We start from the raw sequence: 14,442 nt of genomic DNA, 5'->3' as shown, positions 1-14,442 counted from the left end.
ATATATAAAAGGTATAAATTCTAAAAAAGCACAGACATTCCACGGCGGATATATTCTCTTTCCATATCTTCCGGTTTCAATATCTTATTGTCAAAGACCAGTAGGTCAATATCCAGTTTTACTACTCCTTGAGCCTTGTCTTCAGGAATCCGTCCGCAGCGTCGTTCCAATTCTTTAAACAAATCATGAACAGAATCGGGTGAAAGCGTTGTGCTGAATTTGGCCAGTTGATTGCTGAAAGGGGAGTGAAAGCTGCTGCCAACAGCTTCCGTTTCCATCATCTCGCCGAAATGAATATCAGGAAATGTGGCACGTAATGCTTCCCGTGCAACCGAGAGTTGCGCGTAACGGTTTGTATTAGAGCCCATACAAAGCAAACAATGGTGTTCGTCCATAACATTTATTGCATTAATGGTGCAAATGTATGAAATGTTTTTGTTACTTTTGCATGAATATATAAAAGAAATGGTACCATGAAATTTATTGGAATTATTCCTGCGAGATATGCCTCAACACGTTTTCCGGCCAAACCTTTGGCCATCTTGGGAGGCAAGCCTGTGATTCAGAGAGTCTATGAACAAGTAGCCGGTATATTGGATGAAGCATACGTAGCGACGGACGATGAACGCATTGAATCCGCCGTAAAAGCTTTTGGCGGAAAAGTGGTCATGACCTCCGTTCACCATAAAAGTGGCACAGACCGTTGTTATGAAGCGTATACCAAAGTAGGACAAGGATATGATGTGGTTGTAAATATTCAAGGTGATGAACCTTTTATTCAAAGATCACAGCTTGAAGCTGTGAAAGCTTGCTTTGAAGATTCGGCTACACAGATTGCGACTTTGGTGAAACCTTTCACTCCCGAAGACGGGTTTGAAGCTTTGGAGAATGTAAATTCTCCGAAAGTGGTGGTTAATAAGAATATGAATGCTTTGTATTTCAGCCGTTCCGTCATTCCTTTCCAACGTAACGCGGAGAAGGAAGGCTGGCTGAAAGGGCATACTTACTATAAACATATCGGTCTGTATGCTTATCGGGCCGATGTACTGAAAGAAATAACTTCGCTTCCACAATCTTCGCTGGAGCTGGCTGAATCGTTGGAGCAGCTTCGTTGGCTGGAAAATGGTTATACTATTAAGGTGGGAATCAGTGAAGTGGAGACAATAGGCATTGATACGCCTCAGGATCTGGCACGTGCCGAAGCATTTTTAAAACAGAGGGAGGGGAAGTAAATGCTGGACAGAACCACCCCACCGCCAATCCGCCAACTAAGCGAATTCAGTATAACCCGTCCCGACAGGAGGACGATGAAGAATGGGATGCCTCTGAATATCATTCATGCGGGAACCGAGGATGTTGTACGTTTTGATCTTCTGATAGGAGGCGGACAATGGAATCAGGAACAGCCGTTGCAGGCTATGTTCGCCAATAGGATGCTGCGTGAGGGAGCTGGAAATTTAACGTCTTCACAGATTGCGGAGCGATTGGATTATTACGGAGCCTGGCTGGAGTTATCTTCTTCCGTGAACTATGGATTCATAACACTTTACTCTCTGAATAAATATTTTGCCCGCACGCTGGCCGTCATATCCGAGATGATAAAGGCTCCTACGTTTCCGGCAAAGGAACTTTCCGTGGTGGCCGATACGAACAAACAGCAATTTCTGGTGAACAGCACCCGGGTGGAAATGATTGCCCGAAAGCAGTTGAATACAGCCTTGTTCGGTCCGGAGCATCCTTTCGGGCGCTATGCGGTAGCGGAGGATTATGACCGGATTACCCCGGAGGTGCTCCGTTCGTTTTATCGGAAATATTATCATTCGGGTAATTGTTCGGTATATATTTCGGGAAAGGTCACATCGGAAATTATCCGTTGTATAGAAGATAACTTGGGAAGTGGACAATGGGGGGAAGTGACGGAAAAAGCAAAGACAACGCTTGTTCCTCCGGTTACCACCAAAGAAAAGCGTATCTTTATAGAACGTGAGGATGCACTTCAAAGTTCCTTGAAAATGGGATGTTTCGTAATGGACCGTCATCATCCGGACTTTTTGAAGGCACGTGTCATGGTCACTTTGTTCGGAGGGTATTTCGGAAGCCGTCTGATGTCCAATATCCGTGAAGACAAGGGATATACATACGGTATCGGCGCAGGCATTGTGTCCTATCCGGGAACGGGAATACTGACTGTCAGTACCGAGGCGGCCAATGAATATGTGAATTCTATCATAACAGAAGTTTATCGGGAGATGGACAAATTGTGTAATGATCTCGTTCCTCAAGAAGAATTGGAAATGGTGAAGAACTATATGCTGGGCGATTTATGCCGGTCGTACGAGGGACCTTTTTCTTTGTCTGATGCCTGGATTTATATAGAAACGGCAGGGCTGGACGAACGCTTCTTTATCCGTTCGCTGGATGCCATCCGGGGAATCACCAGAGAAGAAATACGCATATTGGCTCAAAAGTATTTCTGCAAAGAAAACTTAATAGAGGTCATTGCGGGTAAAAAAGTGTAATAACCTATCATGTCCAAAGATAGAAAATCGTATCTTTGGCGTAAATCTTATCTATTATAAGTAACGAACCAATGAAGAAATACATATATATATTATTGCTTTTGGCATCGGTCAGTACATTGGCCACCGCTCAGATAAAAATCGGGAATTATACTTTTAAAGACGGGGGCGAATATACCGGAGAGCTGAAAGGTAGAAAACCAAACGGTAAAGGAAAAACAATCTACAAGAACGGAAATACCTACGAAGGGGAATATATAAAAGGTAAACGCGAGGGGAACGGGACATATACGTTTCACGATGGAGAAAAGTATGTGGGGCAATGGTTCCAGGATCAGCAACACGGCAGCGGAACCTATTATTTTATGAATAATAACCGGTATGAAGGTATGTGGTTTGCCGACTATCAGCAGGGTGAAGGCACTATGTATTATTATAACGGAGATGTTTATATAGGTAACTGGTTTCAGGACAAACGTAGCGGAAAGGGTACTTATACCTGGAAAGCAGGAGCCAAATATGAGGGCGAATGGAAAGAAGACAAGAAAAACGGACAGGGCGTTATGGTATGGCCCGACCAGTCAAAATATGAAGGTGAGTGGAAAGATGACGCACGTGACGGAAAGGGGACATTTTACTATGTCAACGGTGACAAGTATGTGGGCGACTGGAAGGATGACGTGCAGCATGGTAAAGGTATTTATTACTTTAATAGCGGTGACCGTTACGAAGGTGACTACGTAAACGGTGAACGTACCGGGCAGGGAATTTATGTACACAAGAATGGCGACAAGTATGTAGGGCAGTTCAAGAACGGCGAGCAGCATGGGACCGGAACCTTTACATGGGCCAACGGTGCTGTGTATGAAGGGCAGTGGGTGAATAACCAGCGCAGCGGTAAAGGACACTATATCTGGGCGAACGGCGATGACTATGAAGGTGAATGGAAAAACAACATGGCCGACGGTGAAGGCACTTTGCGTACGGCTGACGGAACCAAATATAAGGGCCATTTCGTAAAAGGAAAGGAAGACGGCAAAGGCGTGCTTGAAGATAAGAACGGAGTACGCTATGACGGATTTTTCAAACAAGGGAAGAAACACGGCGCTTTTGTGGAGACTGACAAGAATGGAAATGTAATCCGTAAAGGTGTTTATAAGTTTGGAACGCTGGATGCGGAACAAAAATAAGAATATAATGTTGGATTTAGAGAAGATAACGTTGAAAGTACGTGAAATAGCACTCCGGGCGGGTGCTTTTCTTCGTAAAGAGCGTAGCGGTTTTGACCGTAGCAAGGTAGAGAAGAAAAATGCTCACGACTATGTATCGTATGTAGATAAAGAATCGGAACGCCGTATTGTGGCTCAACTTCGGGAATTGCTTCCCGAAGCAGGATTCATTGCCGAAGAAGGTTCGGGCAGCCTGACTACGGAAAACTATTGCTGGCTGGTAGACCCGCTGGACGGAACCACCAATTTTATCCATAATAATGCTCCTTATTGTGTGAGTATCGCCCTTCGTAGTAAAGAAGAACTGCTGGTTGGAGTGGTGTATGAAGTATGCCGCGATGAACTTTACTGGACTTATAAAGGAGCGCCTTCTTATCTGAACAACAAAGAAATACATGTATCAGATGTTTCTGATATGGACGAAGCGTTTGTGGCGTTAGGCTTTCCATACGATTCGCAAAAGTATAAGCCATTGGCGGAGCATATTGTGCACGAGTTGTATGGAAATGTGGGAGGTATGCGCCTGCAAGGAGCAGCTGCGGCAGAACTTTGCTATGTAGCTGCCGGTCGCTTTGAAGCCCGTATAGAAGGACTGCTGGGACCGTGGGATATTGCGGCCGGTTCGATAATCTTGATGAATGCCGGTGGAAAAGTGACAGATTACAGCGGAGGGGGAGATTTCTATTCCGGTCATGAAGTGTTGGCTACCAATGGAAAGCTGCATGATGGGTTTCTCAAGGTCTTGGGAAAAAAATAAATACTTCGCTTTTTTCTAGTTCGTTACAAATATATTTTGTAAGTTTGTCAAGTGAACACATGAACATAATGTAACATGGATGTATCTGTTATCTTTCAATTTTTAAAAAACCTGGCCACAAACAATAATCGGGAGTGGTTTCAGGAGCATAAGGATGAATATCTGAAAGCTCAAAAAGAGTTTGAGGAATTACTGACAGCAATCATCGCCCGTATTTCGTTGTTTGACGAAAGTATTGTCGGTATTCAAGCTAAGGACTGTACATACCGAATTTATCGTGACACGCGTTTTTCTAGTGATAAGACTCCTTATAAAATACACTTGGGCGGCTATATCAACGCCCGTGGAAAGAAATCAGAACATTGTGGATATTATGTTCATATAGAGCATGATAACTGTATGCTTGCTGGTGGAAGCTGGTGTCTGGAATCTAAAGTGCTGAAAGCTGTCCGCCAGTCCATTTATGACAACATAGATGAATACAGAGAAATTGTGGAAGATCCTGCGTTCAAGCAATACTTTCCTGTTATCGGAGAAAATCACTTAAAAACGGCTCCCAAAGGATTTCCGAAAGATTTTGAATATATTGATTATTTAAAATGTAAGGATTATACCTGTGCTTATATGGTGCCTGATGCGTTTTTCCTTGCCCCTGACCTGTTGGACAAAGTAGAGGATGTTTTCAAGCAACTGAAGCGTTTTGCTGATTTTACAAATTTCACAATAGACGACTTTGAATGATAAAAGCAATATTTTAACCATTAAAATGAAATAATTATGGTAGTAGACAGATTAGAAAACTTAGAAAAGTACGCTTCATTGAATCCTTTGTTCGCTAAAGCAATGGAATATCTGAAGGCTACAGACTTGAACGCTCAGGAATTAGGAAAAGTAAAATTACAGGGTGATGATCTGGTAGTAAACTTTTCTCAGACCAAGCCTAAAACTAAAGAAGAAGCAAAATTAGAAACTCATAATCAGTTTATTGATATACAGATTCCTCTGTCAGGGGTGGAAGTGATGGGTTATACAGCCCGTGAAGATCTTCCCGAAGCAGACTATGATGCAGATAAGGATATCTCGTTCTATCCGGGACTTGCCGAAAGCTATATTCCTGTAAAGCCGGGAATGTTTGCCATCTTTTTTCCACAGGATGCTCATGCTCCGGGAGTGTCTCCTGACGGCGTGAAAAAAGTGATCGTTAAAGTTTTGGTTTGAAAGAGAATAACTAACAAGTAATCATATTATGGAAAATACCACTCCTAAATTAGGCATAATAGAAAGTGATCCTTGGCTGGAACCGTATTCGGCAGCGATTGAAGGACGCCATCAGCATGCATTAGACAAAGAATTGGAACTGACCGGAGGCAAAGGAACTTTGTCGGACTTTGCCACCGGATATTTATATTTCGGCTTGCATCGTACCAGAAGAGGGTGGGTGTTCCGTGAATGGGCTCCGAATGCGAAGGAAATTTATCTTATCGGAGATTTCAACGACTGGAAAGAGCATGGCGATTATAGGATGTACCATGTAAAGAACTCTCCTGGCGTATGGGAGGTGGAATTACAAAGCGGTGCTATAAAGCATGGTGATTTGTATAAACTGAAAGTCCGTTGGAATGGCGGTGAAGGAGAACGTATACCAGCATGGGCTAACCGTGTGGTACAGGATGATCAGACAAAGATATTCAGCGCACAGGTTTGGGAGCCGGAGAATCCTTACCGGTTTAGAAAGAAGGTGTTCCGTGCAAAGACTGATCCTTTGATGATTTATGAATGTCATATCGGTATGGCTCAGGAAGAAGAAAGGGTAGGCACTTATAATGAGTTCCGTGAGAAAATATTGCCGCGTATAGCGGAAGCCGGATATAATTGTATTCAGATTATGGCTATTCAGGAGCATCCTTATTATGGGAGTTTCGGGTATCATGTTTCCAGCTTTTTCGCTCCGTCATCCCGTTTCGGTACACCGGATGAATTGAAGGAATTGATTGATACGGCGCATAGAATGGGAATTGCCGTCATTATGGATATTGTTCACTCTCATGCCGTGAAGAATGAAGTGGAGGGACTTGGCAATTTTGCCGGTGATCCTAATCAATACTTCTATCCGGGCGGCCGGCGTGAACATCCGGCATGGGATTCCTTATGCTTTGATTATGGTAAGAATGAAGTGATTCATTTCTTGCTGTCCAATTGTAAGTATTGGATGGATGAGTTCCGTTTTGACGGTTTTCGTTTTGACGGTGTGACATCTATGTTGTATTATAGCCACGGCTTGGGAGAGGCTTTCTGTAATTATGGGGATTACTTTAACGGGAATCAGGATGATAATGCGATTTGTTATTTGACATTGGCCAACAAGTTGATTCATCAGGTAAATTCCAAAGCGATTACCATTGCGGAAGAAGTTTCGGGTATGCCCGGGTTGGCAGCACCGATTCAAAATGGTGGATATGGGTTTGATTACCGTATGGCCATGAATATTCCGGATTATTGGATTAAAACAATCAAGGAGAAGATTGATGAAGACTGGAAACCGAGCAGCATGTTCTGGGAAGTGACCAACAGACGTAAGGACGAGAAGACTATTTCGTATGCCGAAAGCCATGACCAGGCATTGGTGGGCGATAAGACTATTATTTTCCGTCTGATAGATGCTGATATGTATTGGCATTTCCAGAAAGGGGATGAAAATTATACAGTGCATCGTGGCATCGCATTGCATAAGATGATTCGTTTGCTTACTGCCTCTACCATCAATGGAGGATATTTGAACTTTATGGGTAATGAATTCGGGCATCCCGAATGGATTGATTTTCCACGTGAAGGTAACGGATGGTCGCATAAATATGCCCGTCGTCAGTGGGGACTTTTTGATAATAAGAACCTGTGTTACCATTACTTGGGCGATTTTGATTCAGCTATGGTCCACCTCATTGAAAGTGTGAAAAATATTCAGGATACTCCAGTGATTGAGGTATGGCATAACGATGGTGACCAAGTGTTGGCTTACCGGCGTAAGAATTTGATTTTTGTATTTAATTTCAATCCTACCAAGTCATTTACAGACTATGGTTTCCTAGTGCCTGTCGGGGCGTATGATGTGGTACTGAATACGGATGCGACAGCTTTCGGAGGCAATGGTCTGGCTGATGACAGTATACGTCATTTCACTAATTTCGACCCTCTTTATAAGAAGGATAAAAAGGAATGGCTGAAACTGTATCTGCCTGCCCGTTCGGCTGTGGTATTGAAAAAAGTGAAAGAGTAATTTATGAGCAGCAACAACAGCTTATCCTATAAAAGAGCCGCCCGCATCCTCACGGTTGCGTGCGGTCTTCTTTTCTCTATTTTTAGTATTGTCTATCTTTTTGTGCTTCAGAAAGATGTCGTAGGTGCATTGCATTATTCATTGTCACAAGGAAAGACACATTATTCTCCGTTGGCAGGAGCTATCATCATTACAGTGGTTTTATTGGTATTCCGTTGGGGAATCAATGGATTGATGGGATTAAAAGGCCCTGTGCGAACACTTTCTTATTTCCCGTCTTGTCTGTTGCTGGGAGTGCTGACGGATGTGGACCGGACTATTTTCCACGGAGGAAACATAGAGGATAAATGGTTTTGGCTGCTGCCGTTGCTTTTGCTTATATATATAGGTGTTGTCTATACTTTACGGCGTGTGTTTCGTTCCTGGTTGAATCAAGAGGGTTCTATATTGGGCTTAATAAACTCTAACTTAGCAATTTTGACACTTTTATGCCTGATGACGGTAGGTATAGGAAATACGAATGTGAATTTTCATCATGAACTGGCTGTGGAGCAGGCTATCCGTAATCATCATTATGAAGCTGCACGGATGATAGGAGCAAAGTCTTTGGAAACAACCCGTACATTGACAGTGCTTAGAGCCTATGCTATGTCTTTGGAAGGTACCATGGGGGAGCATTTGTTTGAATACCCTCAATATTATGGTGCGGAAGGGCTTTTGTTTGCGCCTCATTCTCAGGAAACTTTGCGCTTGAATGCCGATAGCTTGTATGCTCATCTTGGTGTAAGACCACATGTTGCAGAAGAGACAGTAGACTTTTTGGCTCGTATCTGTCGTGATGAAATAGGTAGACATACCGCTTTGAATTATTATATGAGTGCATTGCTGCTGGATAAGAAATTGGATAAATTTGTATCGGCGGTTGATATGTATTGTTTCGAGCAAGATACATTGCCGCGTTATTATCGTGAGGCATTGGTGCTTTATAAACGGACTCATCCTGGATATGGAAGAGAAGTTAAAGACACGCTGATGGTGCGGCGTTTGGATGAGTTTCTTAACCGTCAGAAGGAATTTTCATCACCAGTGGAAGAGAAAAACCGTATGCGGCGGGAATATGGTGATACCTATTGGTGGTATTATCGTTATCAATAAGTTATTTTTATATTTTTCGACTCTATATTTTTGCTAAATCATTAGTACTTTCCCATGCTTTTTTACTAATTTTGCAAACTCTTAAAAAGGAAAAACAAAAATAACGATATAGCATGGCAGTAGAATTGAAAGAACTTACCAAAAGAAGCGAGAATTATTCTCAGTGGTATAATGACTTGGTGGTGAAGGCCGATTTGGCTGAACAATCACCTGTGCGTGGATGTATGGTTATCAAGCCTTACGGATACGCCATTTGGGAGAAAATGCAGCGTCAGTTGGACGATATGTTTAAGGAAACCGGTCACGTAAATGCCTATTTCCCGTTGCTTATCCCGAAATCTTACCTTAGCCGTGAAGCTGAGCACGTAGAAGGATTTGCCAAAGAGTGTGCTGTAGTTACTCACTATCGTCTGAAGAATGCAGAGGACGGTTCGGGTGTTATCGTAGATCCGGCTGCCAAACTGGAAGAAGAATTGATTATCCGCCCTACATCTGAAACAATCATTTGGAGTACATATAAGAACTGGATTAATTCCTATCGTGACCTGCCTATCTTGTGCAACCAATGGGCAAATGTTATGCGGTGGGAGATGCGTACCCGTTTGTTCCTGCGTACTGCGGAGTTCTTGTGGCAGGAAGGTCATACGGCTCATGCGACCCGCGAGGAAGCAGAAGCGGAAGCACAGAAAATGTTGCATGTGTATGGTGACTTCGCCGAGAAGTATATGGCTGTCCCGGTAATCAAAGGGGTAAAATCGGCTAATGAACGTTTCGCGGGTGCGTTGGATACTTACACCATCGAAGGTTTGATGCAGGATGGAAAGGCATTGCAATGTGGTACTTCTCACTTCTTGGGACAGAATTTTGCGAAAGCGTTCAATGTACAGTTTGTTGACAAAAACAATAAGCTGGATTATGTTTGGGCTACTTCCTGGGGAGTATCTACCCGTTTGATGGGTGCATTGATAATGACTCACTCTGATGATAACGGATTGGTGTTGCCACCACATTTGGCTCCTATTCAGGTAGTTATCGTTCCTATTTATAAGAATGATGAAATGCTGAAGAAGATTGATGCAAAAGTAGAAGGCATTGTCAACAAGTTGAAAGCAATGGGTATTTCTGTGAAATATGATAATGCAGACAATAAGCGTCCGGGATTCAAGTTTGCAGATTACGAACTGAAAGGTGTGCCTGTTCGCTTGGTAATGGGTGGCCGTGATCTTGAAAACAATACAATGGAAGTGATGCGTCGTGATACATTGGAAAAAGAAACTCGTTCTTGCGACGGAATCGAAGAATATGTACAACAATTGTTGGAGGATATTCAGAACAATATTTATCAGAAGGCATTGAACTATCGTAACGAACATATCGTGAAAGTGGATTCATACGATGATTTCAAGGAACAGATAGAGAAAGGTGGCTTTATTCTGGCTCATTGGGATGGAACCCCGGAAACGGAAGACCGGATTAAAGAGGATACCAAGGCAACAATTCGTTGTCTTCCTTTTGATGCTGATGAAGAGAGCCTGACTCCGGGCAAGTGTATGGTAACCGGAAAACCATCTGCTCGCCGTGTTCTCTTTGCGAGAGCATATTAAACTTCGACACATTTATTTTATTTTTAATACATTATGTGGAGTCGGCAGCAGTGAATGCTCCCGACTCTTTTTGTTTTAATGTGATGATTAATATAGAAAATATATCTATAAGTTTTGGTAATCTGACTCTTTTCAGAGGACTTGACCTGCAAGTTCATTACGGAGAAAGTGTATGCATTTGTGGTGGTTCCGGCAGTGGAAAATCTTCATTGCTGAAAGCTGTTTTGGGCTTTGTTCCTTTAAGTGAAGGGACAATAAGGGTGGACGGCACACTGCTGGCACCTAAGACGGCGGATCATATCCGAAAGAAAATAGCATGGATTCCCCAGGAGTTGGCTCTTCCTTCGGAATGGGTCAGTGAAATGGTGCGGATGCCTTTTGAACTGAAGGCAAATCGTGAGGCGGGATTCAGCAAAGAGCGGCTGATGGATTATTTCGTATCATTAGGATTGGAAGAGAAACTTTATGATAAACGGGTAAATGAAGTGTCGGGTGGTCAGCGTCAGCGTATCATGTTGGCAGTGACAGCCTTGCTTGACAAACCTTTACTAGTAGTGGACGAACCGACTTCGGCACTTGATCCGGAATCGTGTTTACGGGTGATTAACTTCTTTAAATCCTTATGCAGTAAAGGAATGACTATATTGTCTGTTTCGCATGACAAACAGTTTGCTGCCGGATGCGACAAGGTATTTACTTTATAATCTGACTGATGGGAACAATTGATATAGACTATGGCAGTTTGGGAGTAGGATTGCTGCTGATGCTTATTCCGGTTTATTTTTTATGGCGTTTCAAGACGGGCTTGCTTAAACCGGTTCTGATAGGCACAGTACGTATGATTATACAGTTGTTTTTGATTGGGGCTTATCTTCGTTTTCTGTTTGAATGGAACAATCCGTTTATTAATTTTTTGTGGGTGATCATCATGGTTGGGGTGGCTGCTGAAACGGCTTTGACGCGTACGCGGTTAAAACGCGGAATTTTGATGATTCCTATTTCTATCGGTTTTTTTGTAACAGTGGTGCTTGTCGGACTTTATTTCCTTGGCTTTGTATTAAAGTTGGATAACATCTTCAGTGCCCAGTATTTTATTCCGGTTTTTGGTATAATCATGGGGAATATGTTGGGAGTGAATGTGATAGGATTAAATACTTACTATGCCGGATTGCGTAGGGAACAGCAACTTTATTATTTTCTGTTGGGGAATGGCGCTACCCGTAATGAGGCGATAGCTCCATTTGTGCGTCAGGCTCTTATTAAAGCGTTCAGTCCGGGCATTGCCAATATGGCAGTAACAGGGCTTGTTGCATTGCCGGGAACTATGATTGGGCAGATATTGGGAGGAAGTTCGCCACATGTGGCTATCAAATATCAGATTATGATTGTAGTTATAACTGTGGTGGCATCTATGCTTTCACTAATGATGACCATTTTTCTGGCTTCACGGAAATCATTCGACAGTTATGGCCGGTTGTTACGAGTTCATAAGGATACCAAACGGAAGTAGGGTCTTTCCTTGCTTTGTATACATTATATATTTCTTTCAATAAAATAGAAAAACATGAATGAGCAAATTTGGAAATATATAGCAGAATTATCAACTCCCGGTTTCTTTGTCACTGCGGATATAATGTATGAAGGAGAGGAATTTCCTGTAGATATTAAAGCATTTATCATTGATAAACTAGCTCTGATAGAAACAGGAATATCAGCCCGCAAATTTACGTTTCATTCGGGCGGATGGCGTATTCATCTTACTTTTTTTCCGACAGACCGTGTTGTTGACGAACGTTATGCTTTGAAAAATAAAATGATAAAGTGGGGAAAGTATAAAAAATAGCTTGGTTGCTTTTTAAATTCAAATGGATTGATTATCTTTGCAATCAAATTTTCGCGAACGAATGAAAATTAAGGAAATAGTAAGTGCCCTTGAAAGGTTCGCGCCTCTGCCTTTGCAAGACGGATTTGATAATGCCGGATTGCAAGTTGGACTGACAGAAGCGGAAGCAACAGGGGCTTTGTTGTGTCTGGACGTTACTGAAGCTGTTGTGGATGAAGCTGTCATGTTGGGATACAACCTGATTATATCACATCATCCACTTATATTTAAAGGTTATAAATCTATTATTGGTCGGGATTACATTGAACGGTGTGTTTTGAAAGCCATTAAAAATGATATTGTCATTTATTCGGCACATACCAATCTGGATAATGCACCCGGAGGTGTCAATTATAAAATAGCTGAAAAGATAGGTCTCAGAAATGTACGCATATTAGACCCGAAAGAAGAATATTTATTGAAGCTTGTAACTTTTGTGCCGGATGCACAGGCTGATAGAGTGAGAAAAGCTTTATTTGAAGCCGGTTGTGGTTGCATAGGTAATTATGATTCATGCAGCTATAATTTGGAAGGTGAGGGGACTTTCCGTGCGCAGAAAGGAGCCAGTCCGTTCTGTGGAGAAATAGGCGAATTGCATAAGGAGTCCGAGGTGCGTATAGAAACGATTCTTCCGGTTTTTAAAAAGGCTATGGCGGTAAAAGCATTATTGGCAACACATCCTTATGAAGAACCGGTTTTTGATTTTTATCCGTTGAAAAATACTTGGACACAAGTAGGTTCGGGGGTGATCGGAGAATTGGAAGAACCTGAAACCGAACTGGATTTCTTGAAACGCATCAAGAAGACGTTCGAAGTGGGCTGTCTGCGACATACTCGTTTATCTGGTCGTTTGATACAGAAAGTAGCGTTATGCGGTGGTGCTGGAGCATTTTTATTGCCTAAAGCGGTAAGTGCCGATGCTGATGTATTTATCACGGGTGAAGTGAAATATCATGATTATTTCAATTACGAGAATAATATTCTGGTAGCTGAAGTAGGTCATTATGAGAGTGAGCAGTATACAAAAGAAATATTTTATTCAATCATGCAGGAGATGTTTCCGGAACTGGAAGTCCAGATAACCCGGGTAAATACAAATCCTATTAAATATTTGTAAGAAAAAACTATGGCTAGAGAAGCAAAGAAAGACCCGAGCGAATTAACAGTGGAAGAAAAGCTGAAGGCTTTGTATCAGTTGCAGACCATGTTGTCTGAAATCGATAAGATTAAGACCCTGAGAGGGGAACTTCCTCTTGAAGTTCAAGACCTTGAAGATGAGGTCGCCGGTTTGAGTACTCGTATCGAGAAAATTAAAGCTGATATCGAGGAACTGAAATCAAACATTGCGACTAAGAAAATTGAAATTGAGACAGCTAAGACTTCTGTTGAAAAATATAAAGCTCAGCAGGATAATGTGCGTAATAATCGCGAATATGATGTGTTGACAAAGGAAATTGAATTCCAGTCATTGGAAATCGAGCTTTGCGAGAAACGCATAAAGGAATATATTGCAGCGGAAAAAGCAAAGAGCGAGGAGATAGAGCACAGTAATCAAGACTTGGATGAAAGAAAGAAGGACTTGGAAGCGAAGAAATCCGAATTGGAAGAAATTGTTTCTGAAACCAAGCAGGAAGAAGAAAAGCTGAGAGAGAAAGCAAAAGTATTGGAAACAACTATCGAACCGCGTCTGTTGCAGGCGTTTAAACGTATCCGTAAAAATTCTCGAAATGGATTGGGAATTGTGTATGTTCAGCGTGATGCATGTGGTGGTTGTTTTAACAAGATTCCGCCCCAGAAACAGCTTGATATCCGTATGCGTAAGAAAGTAATCGTTTGTGAATATTGCGGACGTATTATGATTGACCCGGAATTGGCTGGCGTACAAATCGAACACAAGGTGGAAGAAGCTCCGGTAGCTACTACCAAAAGAGCTATCAGAAGAAAAACTGCTGAATAAGAAGAGCAGTGAAGTAAGTAAAGTTACTTTTTTGATATATAATAAGCCCTGCAGCAAGGCTGGGC

15 protein-coding genes are annotated in these 14,442 nt (G+C 42.3%); 14 read left to right on the top strand and 1 reads right to left on the bottom strand.

The window, feature by feature from the left end:
• Positions 1 to 20: 20 nt before the first annotated feature.
• On the bottom strand, positions 21 to 395 hold the full coding sequence (locus AB5935_RS12490) for a 2-amino-4-hydroxy-6-hydroxymethyldihydropteridine diphosphokinase (protein ID WP_038609717.1): 375 nt from the start codon (positions 393 to 395) through the stop codon (positions 21 to 23).
• A 78-nt stretch (positions 396 to 473) separates the two neighbouring features.
• On the opposite strand from AB5935_RS12490, the gene kdsB reads away from it, so the two are divergent.
• The 14 genes from kdsB to AB5935_RS12420 all read left to right on the top strand — a co-directional run bounded on the left by kdsB (position 474) and on the right by AB5935_RS12420 (position 14,377).
• Complete coding sequence (gene kdsB / locus AB5935_RS12485) at positions 474 to 1,232, top strand: 3-deoxy-manno-octulosonate cytidylyltransferase (protein ID WP_007843032.1); 759 nt, start codon at positions 474 to 476, stop codon at positions 1,230 to 1,232.
• Complete coding sequence (locus AB5935_RS12480) at positions 1,233 to 2,519, top strand: M16 family metallopeptidase (protein ID WP_007835363.1); 1,287 nt, start codon at positions 1,233 to 1,235, stop codon at positions 2,517 to 2,519.
• A 71-nt stretch (positions 2,520 to 2,590) separates the two neighbouring features.
• Positions 2,591 to 3,709, top strand: a complete 1,119-nt coding sequence (locus tag AB5935_RS12475) for a phosphatidylinositol-4-phosphate 5-kinase (protein WP_007843029.1) — start codon at positions 2,591 to 2,593, stop codon at positions 3,707 to 3,709.
• 7 nt (positions 3,710 to 3,716) lie between these two features.
• A complete protein-coding gene (locus tag AB5935_RS12470) occupies positions 3,717 to 4,505 on the top strand; it encodes an inositol monophosphatase family protein (RefSeq protein WP_007849196.1) in 789 nt (262 codons plus the stop codon).
• A 75-nt stretch (positions 4,506 to 4,580) separates the two neighbouring features.
• On the top strand, positions 4,581 to 5,246 hold the full coding sequence (locus AB5935_RS12465) for a DUF2461 domain-containing protein (RefSeq protein ID WP_007835366.1): 666 nt from the start codon (positions 4,581 to 4,583) through the stop codon (positions 5,244 to 5,246).
• Positions 5,247 to 5,282: 36 nt separating this feature from the next.
• On the top strand, positions 5,283 to 5,723 hold the full coding sequence (locus tag AB5935_RS12460) for a YhcH/YjgK/YiaL family protein (RefSeq protein WP_007835367.1): 441 nt from the start codon (positions 5,283 to 5,285) through the stop codon (positions 5,721 to 5,723).
• Between the two features lie 28 nt (positions 5,724 to 5,751).
• Positions 5,752 to 7,779, top strand: coding sequence for an alpha amylase C-terminal domain-containing protein (locus AB5935_RS12455; protein ID WP_007835368.1), 2,028 nt, complete (start codon positions 5,752 to 5,754; stop codon positions 7,777 to 7,779).
• Between the two features lie 3 nt (positions 7,780 to 7,782).
• Positions 7,783 to 8,934, top strand: a complete 1,152-nt coding sequence (locus tag AB5935_RS12450; RefSeq protein WP_007835369.1) for a DUF6057 family protein — start codon at positions 7,783 to 7,785, stop codon at positions 8,932 to 8,934.
• Positions 8,935 to 9,047: 113 nt separating this feature from the next.
• On the top strand, positions 9,048 to 10,538 hold the full coding sequence (gene proS / locus AB5935_RS12445; protein WP_007835370.1) for a proline--tRNA ligase: 1,491 nt from the start codon (positions 9,048 to 9,050) through the stop codon (positions 10,536 to 10,538).
• A gap of 83 nt (positions 10,539 to 10,621) precedes the next feature.
• Entirely contained in the window at positions 10,622 to 11,242 is a 621-nt protein-coding gene (locus AB5935_RS12440; protein ID WP_008654744.1) for an ATP-binding cassette domain-containing protein, read from the top strand.
• 8 nt (positions 11,243 to 11,250) lie between these two features.
• On the top strand, positions 11,251 to 12,048 hold the full coding sequence (locus AB5935_RS12435) for an ABC transporter permease (RefSeq protein ID WP_007835372.1): 798 nt from the start codon (positions 11,251 to 11,253) through the stop codon (positions 12,046 to 12,048).
• A 54-nt stretch (positions 12,049 to 12,102) separates the two neighbouring features.
• On the top strand, positions 12,103 to 12,381 hold the full coding sequence (locus AB5935_RS12430; protein ID WP_005842035.1) for a hypothetical protein: 279 nt from the start codon (positions 12,103 to 12,105) through the stop codon (positions 12,379 to 12,381).
• Positions 12,382 to 12,442: 61 nt separating this feature from the next.
• The gene (locus AB5935_RS12425; RefSeq protein ID WP_008673917.1) at positions 12,443 to 13,537 is read left to right on the top strand and encodes a Nif3-like dinuclear metal center hexameric protein; all 1,095 of its coding nucleotides are present in this window, start codon (positions 12,443 to 12,445) and stop codon (positions 13,535 to 13,537) included.
• A 9-nt stretch (positions 13,538 to 13,546) separates the two neighbouring features.
• A complete protein-coding gene (locus AB5935_RS12420) occupies positions 13,547 to 14,377 on the top strand; it encodes a zinc ribbon domain-containing protein (protein WP_368327446.1) in 831 nt (276 codons plus the stop codon).
• Positions 14,378 to 14,442 lie beyond the last annotated feature (65 nt).

The organism is Phocaeicola sp. RTP21198st1_B8_RTP21198_201120, from assembly GCF_040929485.1.
GTDB classification, from domain to species: Bacteria; Bacteroidota; Bacteroidia; order Bacteroidales; family Bacteroidaceae; genus Phocaeicola; species Phocaeicola dorei.
The sequence above is the reverse complement of the archived record's forward strand: the minus strand, read 5'-3'. Positions and strand labels throughout refer to the sequence as shown.

What these genes read in the sequence shown, in the direction of transcription:
- AB5935_RS12490 (WP_038609717.1), bottom strand. Translation starts at nt 395, where the DNA reads ATGGACGAACACCATTGTTTGCTTTGTATGGGCTCTAATACAAACCGT.
- kdsB (WP_007843032.1), top strand. Translation starts at nt 474, where the DNA reads ATGAAATTTATTGGAATTATTCCTGCGAGATATGCCTCAACACGTTTT.
- AB5935_RS12480 (WP_007835363.1), top strand. Translation starts at nt 1,233, where the DNA reads ATGCTGGACAGAACCACCCCACCGCCAATCCGCCAACTAAGCGAATTC.
- AB5935_RS12475 (WP_007843029.1), top strand. Translation starts at nt 2,591, where the DNA reads ATGAAGAAATACATATATATATTATTGCTTTTGGCATCGGTCAGTACA.
- AB5935_RS12470 (WP_007849196.1), top strand. Translation starts at nt 3,717, where the DNA reads ATGTTGGATTTAGAGAAGATAACGTTGAAAGTACGTGAAATAGCACTC.
- AB5935_RS12465 (WP_007835366.1), top strand. Translation starts at nt 4,581, where the DNA reads ATGGATGTATCTGTTATCTTTCAATTTTTAAAAAACCTGGCCACAAAC.
- AB5935_RS12460 (WP_007835367.1), top strand. Translation starts at nt 5,283, where the DNA reads ATGGTAGTAGACAGATTAGAAAACTTAGAAAAGTACGCTTCATTGAAT.
- AB5935_RS12455 (WP_007835368.1), top strand. Translation starts at nt 5,752, where the DNA reads ATGGAAAATACCACTCCTAAATTAGGCATAATAGAAAGTGATCCTTGG.
- AB5935_RS12450 (WP_007835369.1), top strand. Translation starts at nt 7,783, where the DNA reads ATGAGCAGCAACAACAGCTTATCCTATAAAAGAGCCGCCCGCATCCTC.
- proS (WP_007835370.1), top strand. Translation starts at nt 9,048, where the DNA reads ATGGCAGTAGAATTGAAAGAACTTACCAAAAGAAGCGAGAATTATTCT.
- AB5935_RS12440 (WP_008654744.1), top strand. Translation starts at nt 10,622, where the DNA reads ATGATTAATATAGAAAATATATCTATAAGTTTTGGTAATCTGACTCTT.
- AB5935_RS12435 (WP_007835372.1), top strand. Translation starts at nt 11,251, where the DNA reads ATGGGAACAATTGATATAGACTATGGCAGTTTGGGAGTAGGATTGCTG.
- AB5935_RS12430 (WP_005842035.1), top strand. Translation starts at nt 12,103, where the DNA reads ATGAATGAGCAAATTTGGAAATATATAGCAGAATTATCAACTCCCGGT.
- AB5935_RS12425 (WP_008673917.1), top strand. Translation starts at nt 12,443, where the DNA reads ATGAAAATTAAGGAAATAGTAAGTGCCCTTGAAAGGTTCGCGCCTCTG.
- AB5935_RS12420 (WP_368327446.1), top strand. Translation starts at nt 13,547, where the DNA reads ATGGCTAGAGAAGCAAAGAAAGACCCGAGCGAATTAACAGTGGAAGAA.